The 16,679-nt window shown below is 59.3% G+C and carries 15 protein-coding genes; 11 read left to right on the top strand and 4 right to left on the bottom strand.

Annotated features, from left to right (window positions below; translation table 11 throughout):
- Window positions 1-2: 2 nt before the first annotated feature.
- On the bottom strand, window positions 3-1,532 hold the full coding sequence (locus tag AC097O_RS02115; RefSeq protein WP_479591234.1) for a methyl-accepting chemotaxis protein: 1,530 nt from the start codon (window positions 1,530-1,532) through the stop codon (window positions 3-5).
- A gap of 275 nt (window positions 1,533-1,807) precedes the next feature.
- Here AC097O_RS02115 and ugpB point away from each other — a divergent pair, with 275 nt between their 5' ends.
- The 6 genes from ugpB to AC097O_RS02145 all read left to right on the top strand — a co-directional run bounded on the left by ugpB (window position 1,808) and on the right by AC097O_RS02145 (window position 7,617).
- A complete protein-coding gene (gene ugpB / locus AC097O_RS02120) occupies window positions 1,808-3,121 on the top strand; it encodes a sn-glycerol-3-phosphate ABC transporter substrate-binding protein UgpB (RefSeq protein WP_479591235.1) in 1,314 nt (437 codons plus the stop codon).
- A 20-nt stretch (window positions 3,122-3,141) separates the two neighbouring features.
- Window positions 3,142-4,023, top strand: a complete 882-nt coding sequence (gene ugpA, locus AC097O_RS02125; protein ID WP_479591236.1) for a sn-glycerol-3-phosphate ABC transporter permease UgpA — start codon at window positions 3,142-3,144, stop codon at window positions 4,021-4,023.
- 12 nt (window positions 4,024-4,035) lie between these two features.
- Window positions 4,036-4,887, top strand: coding sequence for a sn-glycerol-3-phosphate ABC transporter permease UgpE (ugpE, locus tag AC097O_RS02130; RefSeq protein ID WP_479591237.1), 852 nt, complete (start codon window positions 4,036-4,038; stop codon window positions 4,885-4,887).
- Window positions 4,888-4,964: 77 nt separating this feature from the next.
- Window positions 4,965-5,981 (top strand): sn-glycerol-3-phosphate import ATP-binding protein UgpC, encoded by a 1,017-nt coding sequence (locus tag AC097O_RS02135; RefSeq protein ID WP_479591238.1) that lies wholly within the window; start codon window positions 4,965-4,967, stop codon window positions 5,979-5,981.
- Between the two features lie 2 nt (window positions 5,982-5,983).
- Window positions 5,984-6,733 (top strand): glycerophosphodiester phosphodiesterase, encoded by a 750-nt coding sequence (gene ugpQ / locus AC097O_RS02140; protein ID WP_479591239.1) that lies wholly within the window; start codon window positions 5,984-5,986, stop codon window positions 6,731-6,733.
- A 44-nt stretch (window positions 6,734-6,777) separates the two neighbouring features.
- Complete coding sequence (locus tag AC097O_RS02145; protein WP_479591240.1) at window positions 6,778-7,617, top strand: GGDEF domain-containing protein; 840 nt, start codon at window positions 6,778-6,780, stop codon at window positions 7,615-7,617.
- Here the strand turns inward: AC097O_RS02145 and AC097O_RS02150 are convergent.
- A complete protein-coding gene (locus AC097O_RS02150) occupies window positions 7,603-7,872 on the bottom strand; it encodes a hypothetical protein (RefSeq protein ID WP_479591241.1) in 270 nt (89 codons plus the stop codon). The two genes, AC097O_RS02145 and AC097O_RS02150, sit on opposite strands and share 15 nt — an antisense overlap.
- Before the next feature lie 67 nt (window positions 7,873-7,939).
- Between AC097O_RS02150 and hemA the strand changes: the two genes are divergently transcribed.
- From hemA to AC097O_RS02175, 5 genes are all read left to right on the top strand, one after another.
- Entirely contained in the window at window positions 7,940-9,208 is a 1,269-nt protein-coding gene (gene hemA, locus AC097O_RS02155; protein ID WP_479591242.1) for a glutamyl-tRNA reductase, read from the top strand.
- An 80-nt stretch (window positions 9,209-9,288) separates the two neighbouring features.
- Window positions 9,289-10,371, top strand: coding sequence for a peptide chain release factor 1 (prfA, locus tag AC097O_RS02160; RefSeq protein ID WP_479591243.1), 1,083 nt, complete (start codon window positions 9,289-9,291; stop codon window positions 10,369-10,371).
- A 30-nt stretch (window positions 10,372-10,401) separates the two neighbouring features.
- Complete coding sequence (gene prmC, locus AC097O_RS02165; protein ID WP_479591244.1) at window positions 10,402-11,403, top strand: peptide chain release factor N(5)-glutamine methyltransferase; 1,002 nt, start codon at window positions 10,402-10,404, stop codon at window positions 11,401-11,403.
- A 169-nt stretch (window positions 11,404-11,572) separates the two neighbouring features.
- Complete coding sequence (gene grxD / locus AC097O_RS02170) at window positions 11,573-11,899, top strand: Grx4 family monothiol glutaredoxin (RefSeq protein WP_479591245.1); 327 nt, start codon at window positions 11,573-11,575, stop codon at window positions 11,897-11,899.
- 160 nt (window positions 11,900-12,059) lie between these two features.
- The gene (locus AC097O_RS02175) at window positions 12,060-13,055 is read left to right on the top strand and encodes an AAA family ATPase (RefSeq protein ID WP_479591246.1); all 996 of its coding nucleotides are present in this window, start codon (window positions 12,060-12,062) and stop codon (window positions 13,053-13,055) included.
- A gap of 21 nt (window positions 13,056-13,076) precedes the next feature.
- On the opposite strand, the gene AC097O_RS02180 is transcribed toward AC097O_RS02175, so the two are convergent.
- On the bottom strand, window positions 13,077-13,856 hold the full coding sequence (locus AC097O_RS02180) for a S1C family serine protease (protein ID WP_479591247.1): 780 nt from the start codon (window positions 13,854-13,856) through the stop codon (window positions 13,077-13,079).
- Between the two features lie 28 nt (window positions 13,857-13,884).
- Entirely contained in the window at window positions 13,885-16,659 is a 2,775-nt protein-coding gene (prsT, locus tag AC097O_RS02185; RefSeq protein WP_479591248.1) for an XrtA/PEP-CTERM system TPR-repeat protein PrsT, read from the bottom strand.
- Window positions 16,660-16,679 lie beyond the last annotated feature (20 nt).

A 16,679-nucleotide genomic window follows, 5' to 3' on the forward strand; every position in this document is an offset into this window, starting at 1 on the left:
TTTTAAGCCAGCCGGAACGCCGCTACCGTATCCACCAGTTGCTGCGCCTGCTGCGTCAGGCTGGCCGCCGCGGCGGCACTTTCTTCCACCAGGGCCGCGTTTTGCTGGGTGGCCTGGTCCATTTGCGACACCGCCTGCCCCACCTCGTTGACACCGGCGCTTTGCTCGGCGCTGGCGGCGCTGATTTCGGTGACGATGGCCGCCACGCGCCGGATGGCACCCACGATCTCGTCCATGGTCTGCCCGGCCTGCCCCACCTGCAGCGTGCCCTGGTCGACCCGCTCCACGCTGGTGGAGATCAGCACCTTGATCTCGCGGGCGGCCTCGGCGCTGCGCTGGGCTAAATTGCGCACCTCGCTGGCCACCACCGCAAAGCCCCGGCCCTGCTCTCCGGCCCGCGCCGCCTCTACCGCGGCGTTGAGGGCCAGAATATTCGTCTGAAAAGCAATGCCGTCGATCACGCCAATGATGTCGGCAATCTTCTTGGCACTGTCGTTGATGCCGGTCATGGTCTGCACCACTTGGCCCATCATTTCGCCGCCCTTGACAGCCACCGTGGTCGCGCCCAGCGCCAGTTGGTTGGCCTGCTGGGCGTTGTCGGCGTTGTTGCGCACATTGCTGCCCAGTTGCTCCATGGTGGCCGCCGTTTGCTGCAAGGCGCTGGCCTGCTGCTCGGTGCGGTTCGACAAATCCTGGTTGCCCTGGGAAATCTGGGCGCTGGCCAGTGCCACCTCGTCGGCATTGGACTTGACATCGCGCACGATGCCCGAAAAGCTGTTTTGCATATGGGCCATGGACTGCAGCAACTGCACCGTCTCAAAGTTCCCCGCAGGCTGGATGGCAGTGGCCAGATTGCCCTGGGCCAACCGGTCGGCCACGCCCACCGCATAGGCCATGGGCTGCGTCATGCTGCGGGCCAACCACAGGGCGCAGGCCATCATCACCACGCAGGCCAGTAGCAGCGATGCACCGATGGCCAGCCGGGTGCTCTCCACTTGCTGCTTGGCCTGGGCGTTCAGGGTCTCGCCGTTGTGCTGGATGGCGTCCGACAGGGCTTCCATTTCCTTTTCAAGCTCTGAAAACGCCAACTGCAAAGCCGGTACGGCGGCTTGCGCAGCCTGCAGGTCACTGGAGGATGCACGCACCACCATCGCCGCAGAGGCAAGGTACTTTTTCACCACGGGCTGCACCTTGGCCAATGCGCCACTGCTCTCCTGCGTCAGCGGCATGGCCTGTAACTCAGTCAGGGCCTGGTTGAAGGTTTCGGCGTGCTCTTTGAGGTCTTTGTCGGCCTCGGCAATCTGGGCCGGGTTTTTCTCCGTCGCCCCCAGAATGGCCAACTGGGCATCGCCGCGCACCGCGTCGTGCATCATGTCTGCCTTCTGGCTGGTCTGTAGCGCCACGCTGGCCTGGATGGCCTCGTCCAGAGACCCGCCCAAACGGGACGAGGCAAACAGGCCAATGCCGCCGGCCAAACCCGCCAGCAAAGTGCCGACCAGGCCAAAGCCAATGATCTGGGTACGCAATTTCATGGTGCTCCTCCATCTGGGGTGGCCAATAAAAGGCGGCATGCCGACCCGCGCCAGCAGTCGTTTCCCGCATACCGTAGCATTCTGATACACACCGAGCGGTCTAGCCAGCGCTTATCGGGCTCAGAAAGAAAAAAGACCCTTCGCTGTATACAGCCCCGACGTGCACCAAAACGGGTTTTCCCGCTAGTACGCATGTCAGCTTTGGGACAAAATTTCATAGCACTGTCACTTTTCTCCCCTAGCATCCCTCCTTTTCCCTTCCGTTAGGAACCCGCATGCATATTTCCCGTTTGGCACTGGCCCTGGCCACCACCGCCCTCACGCTCTCCACGGCCCAGGCCCAGACCGAGATCCAGTGGTGGCATTCGATGAACTCGGTCAATGGCGAGTGGGTCAACGACCTGGCCAAAGACTTCAACGCCAGCCAAAAAGATTACAAAATCGTGCCCACCTACAAGGGCCAGTACGACGAGTCCATGACGGCCGCCATCGCCGCCTTCCGCGCGGGCAATGCGCCGCACATCCTGCAGGTGTTTGAAGTCGGCACCGCCACCATGATGGCCAGCAAAAAAGCCATCATGCCCGTGGGCCAGATGATGAAGGATGCGGGCGAGAAGTTCGACCCCGCCGCCTACATTCCCGCCGTGGCCAGCTACTACACCACCGCCAATGGCCAGATGATGAGCTTCCCGTTCAACAGCTCGACCACGGTGTTCTACTACAACAAGGATGCCTTCAAGGCCGCCGGTCTGCCGGTCGACAAGGCCCCCGGCACCTGGCCCGAAGTCGCCCTGGCTGCCGCCAAACTCAAGGCCAGCGGCCACAAATGCCCGCTGTCCATCGCCTGGCAAGGCTGGACCCAGCTGGAGAGCTTCTCCACCTGGCACAACGTCGAGTTCGCCACCAAATCCAACGGCCTGGGCGGCATGGACGCGCGCATGAAGATCAACTCGCCGCTGCACGTGCGCCACATCGAGAACCTGGGCAACATGGCCAAGCAGGGCCTGTTTGTCTACAAGGGTCGGCAGAACATCCCCGAGGCCAGCTTCATCTCGGGCGAATGCGCCATGATGACCACCTCCAGCGGCTTCTACGGCAACGTCAAGAAGAACGCCAAGTTTGCCTACGGCGTAGCCCCCCTGCCCTATTACCCCGATGTGCCGGGCGCACCGCAAAACACCGTGATCGGCGGCGCCAGCCTGTGGGTCATGGCCGGTAAAAAGGCCGAAGAATACAAGGGCATCGCCAAGTTCTTCAGCTTCATCTCCAGCCCCGAAGTGCAGTCGGCCAGCCACAAGCGCACCGGCTACCTGCCCGTGACCAATGCCGCCTTTGCGCTCACCGAGAAGTCGGGTTTTTACAAAGAGAACCCCGGCACCGACGTGGCCCCCAACCAGATGATCCGCAAGACCACCACCAACTCGCGCGGCATCCGCCTGGGCAACTACCTGCAGGTGCGGGCCATCGAGGACGAAGAACTGGAACAGGTCTGGGCCGGTAAAAAGACCGCCAAGGAAGCCCTGGACACCATCGTGCAGCGCGGCAACGAGCAGCTCGAACGCTTCGAAAAAGCCAACAAGGGCAGCTAAGCCCACCGTTATCTATGAGCATGGAAAAGCGCGTCGTCTTCCACTCGGGATGGCTGCCCTGGGCGCTCATCACGCCCCAGGTCATCGTCATCACGGTGTTCTTCTTCTGGCCAGCCGGCCAGGCCATGTTGCAGTCGCTGCAGCAATCCGACGCATTCGGCACCTCGGTGGACTGGGTCGGGCTGGAGAACTTCCGCAACCTGTGGAACGACGCGAGCTACCTGGCCTCGTTCCAGACCACCGCCGTCTTCTCCATCCTGGTGGCGGTGCTGGGCATTGGCCTGTCGCTGATGCTGGCGGTGTTTGCCGACAAGGTCATCAAGGGCAGCAGCATCTACAAGACCCTGCTGATTTGGCCGTATGCGGTGGCACCGGCAGTGGCCGGTGTGCTGTGGCTGTTCATGTTCTCGCCCAGCATCGGCATCGTGGCCTACTGGCTGGGCCTGCTCGGGATGGACTGGAACCACCTGCTCAACAGCACCCACGCCATGGCGCTGGTGGTGGGCGCAGCGGTCTGGAAGCAGCTGTCGTACAACTTCCTGTTTTTTCTGGCGGGGCTGCAAAGCATCCCCAAGTCCTTGATCGAAGCCGCCGCCATGGACGGTGCGCGGCCCTGGCGGCGCTTCTGGACCATCCAGTTCCCGCTGCTCACGCCCACCAGCTTCTTTTTGCTGGTGATCAATATCGTCTACGCGTTTTTTGACACCTTCGCCATCATCGACTCCACCACCAAGGGCGGCCCCGGCAAGGACACCGCCATCCTGGTCTACAAGGTGTATTACGACGGTTTCAAGGCCATGGACCTGGGCGGCTCGGCGGCGCAGTCGGTGGTGCTGATGGTGATCGTGGTGGCGCTGACGGTGGTGCAGTTCAAGTTTGTCGAGAAGAAAGTGAATTACTGATGGCGGATATGTATGGTTGAGCGCCGTAGCTTTTCAAGCGTCCTGGCCCACATCGTGTTGATTTTGGGCGTGCTGATCGTCGCCTTCCCGGTCTACATCACCTTTGTGGCCTCGACCCACACGGCGGCGGAGATGGTGCAAACACCCATCCCCATGCTGCCGGGTTCGCACCTTATCGACAACTACAGCGCGGTGCTCAAAGGCGGCAGCGCAGCAGGCGGATCGAACGCGCCCGTGGGCCAGATGATGGTGGTCAGCCTGGTGACGGCGCTGACCATCGCCCTGGGCAAGATCTCCATCTCGCTGCTGTCGGCGTTTGCGCTGGTGTACTTTCGGTTTCCGTTCAAGCAGTTCTTCTTCTGGGCCATCTTCGTTACGCTGATGCTCCCAGTGGAGGTGCGCATCGGCCCCACCTACAAAGTGGTGGCCGATCTGGGCATGCTCGACAGCTACGCCGGGCTGACCATCCCGCTGATTGCCTCGGCCACCGCGACGTTTTTGTTCCGGCAGTTCTTCATGAGCGTGCCCGACGAGCTGGTAGAGGCCGCGCGCATGGACGGTGCGGGGCCGATGCGCTTCTTCTGGGACATCCTGCTGCCCCTGTCGCGCACCAGCATGGCCGCGCTGTTCGTCATCCAGTTCATCTACGGCTGGAACCAGTATCTCTGGCCGCTGCTGGTTACCACCAATGAAAACATGTACCCGGTGGTCATCGGCATCAAACGCATGATCTCCGGTGGCGACGGCCAGACCGAGTGGAACCTGGTGATGGCCACCGCCATCCTGGCCATGCTGCCGCCCGCGCTGGTGGTGATGCTGATGCAGAAGTGGTTCGTCAAGGGCCTGGTAGACACCGAGAAGTAAGCAGAATTTATAAGAAATAAGCCTCTAGCGCTTATTCAATAAGCGCAAGCAGCTACCAATTTAATAGCACACACCCTATGGCCGCCATCTCCCTCTCTAATGTCATCAAGCGCTACGGCAAAGGGCCCAGCGCCAACCAAGTCATCCATGGGGTGAACGCCGAGATCAACGACGGCGAATTCATCGTCATCGTCGGCCCCTCCGGCTGCGGCAAATCCACGCTCCTGCGCATGGTGGCCGGGCTGGAAGAAATCAGCGACGGCACCATCAGCATCGGCGGGCGTGTGGTCAACAACCTCGAACCCAGCGAGCGCGACATCGCCATGGTGTTCCAGAACTACGCGCTCTACCCGCACATGACGGTGTTCGACAACATGGCCTATGGCCTGAAGATCGCCAAGGTCTCCGAAGCCGACATCCGCACCCGCGTCGACAAAGCCGCCAAGATCCTGGAACTGGGCCAGTACCTCACCCGCAAGCCACGCGAGCTCTCCGGTGGCCAGCGCCAGCGCGTAGCCATGGGCCGCGCCATCGTGCGCCAGCCGCAGGTGTTTTTGTTCGACGAGCCACTCAGCAACCTGGATGCCAAGCTGCGCGCCCAGACCCGGCTGGAAATCCAGAAGCTGCACCGCGAGCTCGGCATTACCAGCCTGTTTGTTACCCACGACCAGGTCGAGGCCATGACGCTGGCGCAGCGCATGCTGGTGATGAACGGCGGCGTGGTCGAGCAGTACGGCACACCCGAGCAGGTCTACACCCAGCCCGCCAGCACCTTTGTGGCCAGCTTCATCGGCAGCCCGCCCATGAACCTGCTCAAGAGCGCGCCCAATGCCGCGCACGGCGGCCCGGCCAACGCCATACTGGGCATCCGCCCCGAACATCTGCATTTAAGCGAAACGGGTTGGAGCCTGGTGGTCGAAACCACCGAAATGCTGGGTGCCGAGCGCCTGGTCTACGCCCGGCTGGGCCAGGAGCTGCTGATCATCCGCACCGATGAAAGCACGCCCGCCCCCGCCATCGGCAGCACCATCCACGCCACGCCGCGGGCCGATCGTTTGCACTGGTTTAATAGCGAAACCGGAAAACGAATCTAACCATGCACGTCACTGCTCAGAACTGGCCCTACCCCCGCTGGATCGCCCACCGGGGCGCGGGCAAACTGGCCCCCGAAAACACCCTCGCCGCCTTCCGCCTGGGGGCCCAGCACGGCTACCGCATGTTCGAATGCGACGTAAAGCTCAGCGCCGATGGCGTGCCCTTTCTGCTGCACGACGACACGCTGGACCGCACCAGCACCGGCCATGGCATCGCGGGCGAGAAAGCGTTTAGCGCGTTGGCGCAGCTTGACGCAGGCAGCTGGCATTCGCGCAGCCAGGCGGGCGAGCCGATTCCCACACTGGACAACATCGCCGCGTATTGCCAGCGCAACCACCTGTTCTTGAACATCGAGATCAAACCCTCGCCCGGCACCGACCGCCTGACCGGCGAAAAAGTGGCCGATGCCGCCGCCCGCCTCTGGCAAGGCCAGGCCGTGCCCCCGCTGCTGACATCCTTCAGCGTGGCATCGCTGGAAGGCGCCCAGGCGGCCCAACCCGGCCTGCCGCGTGGCCTGCTGCTCGACACCCTTTGGGACGGCTGGCTGCCAGCCGCGCAGCGCTTGGGCTGCATCGCCATCGTCTGCGACCATGCGCTATGGACGGCTGACACCGTGGCCCAGGTGAAAGCCGCCGGGCTGCGCAGCGCCAGCTACACCGTCAACGACGCGGCCTCGGTACAGCGCCTGACCGCGCTGGGCACCGATGCCATCATCACCGACCGGATCGACCTGTTCGCCCCGGCGGATTGAACAGCGCACGCTGGCTTGCGCACTTCTTGCTTGCACGTCCACGCATGTCCAGCCGATCCCCCACCCGCCCCATTGACCCGGAACTGACCCCGCTGCGCCAGCGCTGTTCGCGTGCGGTGGCGCGCTGGGGCGTGTGGCGCACCACCTTGGGAATGAGCGCGGTGGTGTCGCTGCTGTCGCTGGCGCTGACCTACGCCTACATCCGCGCGCTGGGCTACGACACCATGGGCGAGGCGTTTTTCATCTCCCTGCTGGTGCCGCTGCCCATGACGGTGCTGACCGGCTGGGCGATTTTTTCGCTGATCGTGGCGCTGGAGCAGGCCCGGCATGTAGCCCATGTGCAGTCCATCACCGACAGCCTGACCGGCCTGGCCAACCGCCGCCATTTCGTCCACACGGCCCAGCGCGAACTCGACCTGGCCCTGCGCCACCAGCTGCCGCTGGCCTTGCTGATCCTGGACATCGACCACTTCAAGCGCGTCAACGACACCCACGGCCACGACGCGGGAGACAAAGTGCTGGTGGAAGTCGCCCGGCGCTGTGCCCAGTGCCTGCGCACCACCGACCTGCTGGCCCGCTGGGGCGGTGAAGAATTTGTGGTGCTGCTGCCCAATACGCCGCTGGAGCACGCACGCCAACTGGCCGAGCGCATGCGCGAAGCCGTGGCCTTTTCGGCCCAGCTTTACGCCGCCCAGGATGCCGTGCGCGTCACCATCAGCATGGGCGCGGCGGGCATGGCCGCAGGCGAACCCATGACACTGGATGCCCTGGTGCAGGCCGCCGACAACGCCCTGTATGACGCCAAGCGCGCAGGCCGCAACCAGGTGTCGATGGCAACAAGCCACAGTGGCCTGTCGCGGTTTGGCCCGCTACTGGCGACTTAGCCACCACTGGCTGGTGGCACAGGCCAGCACCAGGGCGGCGTAGGTGGCCATCTTGCCGTCGTGGCCAAAGAACCACAGTCCACCCAGCAGCACCAGCAGACTCACTACAAAATTGATAGCTGCTTGCGCCCTCCAACTGAGCACGGAGGCCTTATTTTTCATAAGAACCTTGGCGGCCAACGCCGTGAGCACACCCACCACCAGCGCCGGTGCGGCGAAATTCAGCAGGTGAAAAAATGAATCTATAGGTCCCATAGCGGCAATTTTGAGGCTTTGGCGGCCCGCAAGGGATTTGGCCCCCTACAAATTTTATAATCGGGGGATGGCAGTTTGGGCATTAGGCATTAACCACACCACCGCACCTCTGGATTTGCGCGGTCGGTTTGCGTTCGCCTTGGACCAAATCGCGCCCACCCTGCACGGCCTGCGCGCCGCGCTGCAAGGCCCTGAAGCCGCCATCATCTCCACCTGCAACCGCACCGAAGTCTATTGCGCAGGCGACCGGCAGGCGCTGGAGCACACGGTGGACTGGCTGGCCCATACCGGGGGCGTATCGCCCGCCCTGCTGCGCTCCCACTCCTACACCCTGCAAGACGGCCCGGTGGCACGGCACGCCTTCCGCGTGGCCAGCGGGCTGGACTCGATGGTGCTGGGCGAGCCGCAGATTCTGGGCCAGATGAAGGACGCGATCCGCGCTGCCGAGCAGGCCGGGGCGCTGGGCAGCACGCTGAACCAACTGTTCCAGCGCTCGTTCGCTGTAGCCAAAGAGGTGCGCACTTCCACCGAAATCGGTGCGCATTCCATCAGCATGGCCGCAGCAGCGGTGCGCCTGGCCGGCCAGTTGTTTGAAGACCTGACCCAGGTGCGCGTGCTGTTTGTCGGCGCAGGCGAGATGATCGAGCTGGCCGCCACCCACTTTGCCGCTAAAAACCCCAGATCCATCGCCGTCGCCAACCGCACCCTGGAGCGCGGCGAAAAGCTGGCCATCCGTTTTGGCGGCGAGGTGATGCGCCTGGCCGATTTGCCCAGCCGCCTGCACGAATTCGACGCGGTGGTCAGCTGCACCGCCAGCACCCTGCCCATCATCGGCCTGGGCGCGGTAGAGCGCGCCCTGAAGCTGCGCAAGCACCGCCCGATCTTCATGGTCGATCTGGCGGTGCCGCGCGACATCGAGCCCGAAGTCAAGGCCTTGGAAGACGTGTACCTGTACACCGTGGACGATCTGGCCCACGTGGTGCAAAGCGGCCAGGCCAACCGCCAGGCTGCGGTGGCGCAGGCCGAGGTCATCATCGACGCGGGCGTACAGAGCTTTTTGCACTGGATGGACCAGCGCGACCCGGTGCACGGCGTGGTGCCGCTGATCCAGCAGCTCAACGCCCAGGCCGACGAATGGCGCGCCACCGAGCTGGCCCGCGCCCGCCGCCTGCTGGCCAAGGGCGACGATATTGAAGCCGTGCTGGACATGCTCAGCAAAGGCCTGACGCAAAAAATGCTGCACGGTGCCATGGCCGAGCTACGTGCGGGCGATGCCGACAGCCGTGAACACACGGTGCAGGCCATCCACAAGCTGTTTTTGCGCAAAGAGCGTTAGCGACCCTGCTCTTCCCCTGCGCCAGGCCCCAAGGGCCCGTCGTCCCGCCTTGGGACTGTTATTGATCTGAATTGCCACCCATGAAACCTTTCTTACGCCAACAGCTTGAGCGCTACGTCTTTCGCCTTGCAGAACTCGACTTTTTGCTGTCCCGCGAGGACATCATGGGCGACATGAAGCAGTTTTTGCTACTGTCGCGCGAGCACACCGAGGTTGGCCAGGTGGCGGCGCGCTTCACCCGCTACACCCAGCGCGAGTCCGACCTGGCCGCCGCCCAGGCCATGCAAAGTGACCCGGAAATGGCCGAGATGGCCGAGGAAGAAATTGCTTCTGCCGAGGCCGAGCTGCAAAAGTTAGAGGCCGAACTGCAACGCATGCTGTTGCCCAAGGACCCGGACGACGCACGCAACGCCTTCATGGAAATCCGCGCGGGCACCGGCGGCGATGAATCCGCCCTGTTTGCCGCCGACCTGTTGCGCATGTACACCCGCTATGCCGAACGCCAGGGCTGGAAGACCGAGATCATGAGCGAGTCGCAGAGCGAACTGGGCGGCTACAAGGAAGTGGTGCTGCGCCTGGAAGGTGACGGCGTGTACGGCCAGCTCAAGTTCGAGTCGGGCGGCCACCGGGTGCAGCGCGTGCCCGCCACCGAAACCCAGGGCCGCATTCACACCAGCGCCTGCACAGTGGCGGTGCTGGCCGAGCCCGACGAAGCCGTGGCTATCAAGATCAATCCGGCCGATCTGCGCATCGACACCTACCGCGCCAGTGGAGCCGGTGGCCAGCACATCAACAAAACCGATTCCGCGGTGCGCATCACCCACATCCCCACCGGCATCGTTGCCGAGTGCCAGGATGGCCGCAGCCAGCACAGCAACAAGGCCCAGGCGCTGAAGGTGCTGACCGCCCGCATCCATGAAAAAGACCGCGCCGAGCGCGCCGCCAAGGATGCCGCCGAGCGCAAGGGCCTGATCGGCAGCGGCGACCGCAGCGACCGTATCCGCACCTACAACTTCCCGCAGGGCCGCTGGACCGACCACCGCATCAACCTCACGCTGTACAAGCTGTTGTTCATCATGGAAGGCGACCTAGCCGAAGTGCTGGATGCCCTGCGCGCCGCGCAAGAGGCCGAGCAACTGGCCGAACTCGAAACCGTCGCCTAAGAAGCCACAGAACAACTGACCAAGGAACCCATGGCACGCTCCATCAACAAAGGCCCCAAGCCACAAGGCGGCTACGCCAAAGTGTCCAGCAAGTCCCTGAAAGACGCGAAGGAAAAAAGCGCCAGGCGCATGGCCCCGCGCCCCGAGCGCCCCGGCCTGGGCAAAGCCGCACGCGCGGCAGCCCGCCCGGTATCGGTCTATAGCGATGAGGCCAGTACCCTGCAAGTGGCCTTGCTGGGCGCGCAAAAACACGGTATCGACAAGCTCGATGCCCGCATGCTGCTACTGCACGCCCTGGGCAAAAGCCCGCTGGATGCCGCCTGGCTGCTGGCCCACGGCCAGGATGCACTGAACCCCGTGCAGGCCGCCACCTTTGGCACCGCCTGTACCCGCCGCCGCGCCGGCGAGCCCGTGGCCTACATCACCGGCCAGCGCGAGTTCTACGGCATGGACCTACGGGTCGATGCCCGCGTGCTCGACCCCCGACCCGATACCGAGACCCTGGTGGACTGGGCGCTGGAACTTTTGGCCGGACACACCGCCCCGCAGGTGATCGACCTCGGCACCGGCAGCGGAGCCATCGCCCTGGCGCTCCAGAAAGCCCGGCCCGACGCAAAGGTCACCGCGGTCGACAACAGTGCCGACGCGCTCGCCGTGGCCCAGGCGAATGCGACCCGGTTGGACCTGCCCGTAAGCTTTATCCAAAGTACTTGGCTGGCAGGGGTGGATGGCGCATTCGACCTCGTCGTCTCCAACCCGCCCTACATCACCGATACCGACCCGCATCTCCCCGCCTTGGCGCACGAGCCACGCAGCGCGCTGACCGCAGGCCCCGACGGGCTGGACGACATCCGCCAAATCATCGCCCAGGCCCCGGCGCATCTGCGGCCCCAAGGCTGGTTGCTGCTGGAGCACGGCTACGACCAGGCCCCGGCGGTGGCGACGCTGCTGACGCAGGCAGGCTTTGCGCAAGTGCAATCCCGGCCCGACCTGGCCGGAATCGCGCGCTGCACCGGTGGCCAATGGAATTAAGCGTGTTTTAGGCCTCTCGTGCTTATCCATCCAGCACGAAAAGCTATATAAGTAATAGCAAATCAAAGAACGGTGCATCCTTAGTCCAAACGAGGGCACCGCACCGCACGCCTCCTGCCACGGCGCGCTAAGTGAAATAATGGCGGTTATATTTTCAAGGAGTCTCCCAATGAGCGACACACAACAACGCATTGATGCACTGGTCAAATCCAACGACGTAGTGCTGTTTATGAAGGGCAACGCCAGCTTTCCCCAGTGCGGCTTCTCCGGCCGCGCCATCCAGTTGCTCAAGGCTTGCGGCGTGGACACCAAGACGGTCAAGACCGTGAATGTGCTGGAAGACGACGAAGTCCGCCAGGGCATCAAGGAATACAGCCAGTGGCCCACCATCCCGCAGCTCTACATCAAGGGCGAGTTCGTGGGCGGCTCGGACATCATGATGGAAATGTACGAGTCCGGCGAACTGCACCAGATGCTGGGCTCTACGCCCGCCTAAAGCACTGGGGGCAACGCACGCTTTTGTGCGTAGCAGGTTGTGGCGGCGGGTCCACCGGCGCAAATAGGTGGGGTAAGCGGCACTATTGCGCATCTTGGCCTCTGGTACGCTGGCACGGCTTATGCTGAAATGAAACTGTGTCTGTAACCAGGAGTAATCGATGGAATCCCGCAGCCTCGTTCCTCATGCGTCCTCGTTCCAACTGCCCGTGGCCAACGTGCGCAGCGTCTTCCAGCCGCACGATGTCGAGCGCAAGCTCGCCAAGCTGCCCAGCCGGGAGCATGAAAACCTGCGCAGCACCTATGAGCGCATGCTGGAGCGCGGCCCCGACCGCTTCCAGGTCAAGCCCTCGGGCATCCCCGAGATGTCAGCCCTCTACCAGGCCCTGCCCAACTTCACCGAGGTGCTGGATGACGTGAAACGCCACGTCGCCCTGAGCCAAGACAGCCGCGACGGCCTGGAAGTCACCCCCATCCTGCTGCTGGGCCTGCCCGGCATCGGTAAAACCCACTTCGCCAAAAAGCTCGCCGACCTGTTGGGCACCGGTATGAACCTGGTGCCCATGAGCTCCATGACGGCAGGCTGGCTGCTGTCGGGCTCATCGTCGCAATGGAAAGGTGCCAAGCCCGGCAAGGTGTTTGAAGCGCTGATCGACGGCGAATACGCCAACCCGGTCATCGTGGTGGACGAAATCGACAAAGCCAGCGCCGATGCCCAATACGACCCGCTGGGCGCGCTCTACAGCCTGCTGGAGCACGACACGGCGCAAAACTTCATGGACGAATTTGCCGAAGTCGCCATCGATGCCAGCCAGGTGATCTGGATCACCACGGCCAACGACCCGCGCGGCATTCCGGAGCCGATTTTGAACCGCATGAACGTGTTTGAAATCGAGCCGCCCTCCCCCGAGGCCGCTCGCCAGATTGCCCGCAATCTCTACCAGTCCATCCGCGCCGAGCATGGCTGGGGCGAGCGCTTCGCGCCCGATCCGCACAGCGATCTCCAAGATGCCTTGGCCGAGCTGGCCCCACGCGAAATGCGCCGGGCACTGATGACCGGCTTTGGCAATGCCCGGCTGGATGGCCGCGATACCGTGCGGGTGGAAGACTTGCCCAAGGCCAGCCTGCACAAGGGCCGCATGGGCTTCATCCAGTAAGAGGAACTGAGAGGAGAGGCCTTAGTTGGCCTTTTGTCGCTGCACCAGTTGCTGTATGTAATTGGCGGGAATGGCGTAAGAGATGCCAGAGGGTAAGCTGATGGCCGACTCTTTGGTGCCCTTCACGAACACCATATTCACAATGCCCACCACCTCGCCAGACTCGGCATCAAACAACGGTCCACCGCTATTGCCCGGATAGGCCGTGCCATCGAGTTGAAAAATATCGAAGCTGCCATCCCGGATGCTGCGAATCGATCTTTCAGTCAACACCTGCCCCGTGGCTGCAGGAAGAACAATCGGGGTAATGGACGACACCATGGCGCGGTGCGTCACCGGCGAAAACCCCAACGCCCCCCCAATCGGAAAACCCATCAACGCCACCGATTGCCCTTCACGCACGGTATTTGAGTCGCGCAGAGGCAAAAAAGGCACGGGCTCCCCCGCAAACTTCAGCAGCGCCAAGTCATGTAAGCGGTCTTGCTCCAACAGCACGGCTTGACGCATCTGCAATTCGCCTTTGGGGCCGCGTACCTGTACCACCAAATCGTAACCAGAACTATCTTCCGATGGGCCGAACAAAACATGGGAATTGGTAATTGCCAAATTACCACCAACCGCCACAAAACCCGAACCACGCAAGGTAAACCGTGGGCTATTGGTGCTTTTGTAATAACCAACGATAAGGATCGAGGGCTTTACTTTTGCAATCGTATCTACCAGATCAGCGTACGCAACATTAAATGACGAGAAAAATAATCCACATATTAAACCCCATTGGATAGAAAATTTACCAAACACATTCGCCTCCAATGCTTTATTTAGGATATTACAAGTTCTTCAACGCTGCATCCACCTCCGCTTGCGCTGAGAATTTTTCGCCCAATTTTGCCAAATCATCCAACAGAACTTTGGCCTGTTTCTTATCACCTGATTTTATATAAATCTTTGCCAAATTCAACTTAAATACCGGATTCTGCGGCTGCAACGCAATTACCTTATTCTGTAATTCAATCGCTTTAGCATGGTCACCCTTATCAGAAAAAAGTGTAGCCAAGGTATCCATAAATGCGGGTTGACCAGGTGCCAGTTTATTAGCCTTTTCGGAATAAGCAATCGCACCGTCTTTTTTGAGTTGCCCTTCAATCCAAGCTAAATTATTGTATGCAACGGCGTTTCCTGGCTGAGCTTGAATAATGACCCCATAAAGCTTCTCTGCACTTACTAAATCTTTCTTCACCAGCGCTGCATCAGCCAAATAAGACACGAACTGAATATCCTTAGGATGGTCCTTCATCCATGAAGTTGCAAATTTCTCTGCTTCCGCTTTTCTATCTGACGCGTTTAAAACTGCATGTATTTTTGTAGCTGGTTCGAGGGAACTTGATTGCTTCAGTCCAGCCCGATAAGCATCCAGAGCTGCATCCCATTTTTTCTGCTCAACATTTACATCCCCTTCCAATACATAGCCCACCATATCTTTAGGCCGTTGCTTCTGTATTAAGCGGGTAATATCAATTGCCTCTTGGAACTTCTTTGAAGAAATATTCAACATAATCAAGTCAGACTGCGCCTCCAAAAAGTCCGGCTTTAACTCCAATGCTTTTCTGAGATTTTGCTCAGCAGCTAATGTATTTTTTGCTGTCAAATTAGCACCAGCCAACCGCATTAAAGGTTGCACCGACTGTGGCTGCAAATTGGCTAGTTTGGTATAGGAGGATAAGGCTTGATTGGTGTCACCAGATGCCAACTGGGTGCGACCCAGTGCGTCCAAAATCTCCAAACTGTCAGGCAACACGGTTGCCGCGCTTTGAGCAGCAGAAAGTGCAGCTTTTGCGTCTCGATTGCGCAAATAGAAATCAACCAACAGAATTCTTGGAGCTATTTCTGATGGGTTGGCCGTAACAGCTCTGTTTATCGATTCAGCAATTTCTTCTTTCGTCCCACCTGTACGCGCCCGCAACTCAGCCAAACCCAGCAGCGCCTGGTTATTTTTTGGTTCTTTGGCCAGCACGTCTTCTAATCTCTTCTTAGCATCATCCGGTTTTTTCTCAAATACATCCAATGCCGATAGGCTTGCAATAGCCGGGAAATAGGTAGGATTAATCGCAACCGCTTTTTCAAAGTTTTTACGGGCGTTTACATAATCATTTTTTGATAATTGAACTTTTCCACGCAAATTAAACACCAGCGGGTTGTTTGGTTGTTTTTTCTCCATTCCATCGATAGCATTCAACGCCTTATCAAAATCTTGTCGCCGCAAATGCGCACTGATCAACGCAAGATTAGCCGATATACCTTGATCCGACGATGCAATATCGTCCAACTCGTTGAAAGCCGATGTCGTATCCCCACCCATCATTCGAACCAATGCCACAGAAGTTCGTTTTCTGCCATCCTTGGGATCCAATTTGGAGGCTTTGGAGAAATATTCACCGGCCTTCTTGATGTCACCATTTTGCAGAAAAACTTCCCCTGCAATCGAATATAGAGAGGTATCAACAGGGTCTTGCGCGAGCCCGGGAGTCAAGGTAGCAAGCGCTTTGTCCGGTTGCCCCATGCGCAGGTAGGTCATTACCAAGAGTCTACGGGCAATTGTTAAAGCGGGATTTATGGTGACAGCTTTACTCAAATAGATTTCTGATTGCAAAAATGAATTCAACTGAAACTCTATCAACCCAGCCGATTGCAAAACAACCGGATTATCCGACGACATTTTTAAAAGTTGCTGAGCCAAAGACCTTGCAGCTATGAAGTCTTTTCTCTGATAGGCCAGTTGCACTTCGAAATATTTAGTTTGAGGACTTTTATCTGCAAACTTTTTCAAAAGATCCAATTCTTTTTGAGCCTCATCCAGTTTTTCCTGCTGAAATAATATGGTTAAAACCCCAGCATAACCCGGCAAAAAATCACTCTTAATCTCAATAGATTTTTTATAGGAAACTAATGCAGCATCCATGTCCTTTTTTCCAAAGAGAAGAATGTCACCTTTCGTTTTTAATGCATCAGCATTTCCAGAATTCTTAACAATAACGGTATCAATTAGTGAAAGGGCTGCTGGATAGTCACCTTTAGTAGCGAGATCACGAGACTTCATGATTAACGCATCCGCATTTTCGGACTCATATGAAAGTGCAGAATTTAGCGCACGCTCCGACAAATCATTCAGCCCTTGGGCTGCATATGCCTTACTTAAAGATATTTGTAAATTGGTTTTTGATGCCGTCGATTGCAATTCAGTTTTAGAAAAATCATCCGTTATTTTTTTAAATTTGCCCTGAAGGAGCAACGATTGCACCATTTTCGGAACCACCAGGTCATCGGAATATTTCAAACGGCGAGACTTGTCAAATTCTATTTCTGCAGCCGCCGGATCACCAGTCGCCAAAAGTGCCGATCCTAGTAAAAACCGTGCTTCTGGTAGATTTGGATCAGCTTGCAGTGCATTTTTAATTTGGATAATGGCTGTTTTTTGATCATTTTTCTCTATGCTCGATTTGGCAGCAGCAATTAACACTTCTGGTTTCTCGTCGCCGCATGCAGACATTAACCCTGCAGCGATCAACATTGGCAGAAGTTTACGTATAAAAATAGCTTTTTTCATTTTTTATATCTCAAAATTAA

The sequence above is a fragment of the Rhodoferax sp. LS1P39 genome (assembly GCF_056521425.1).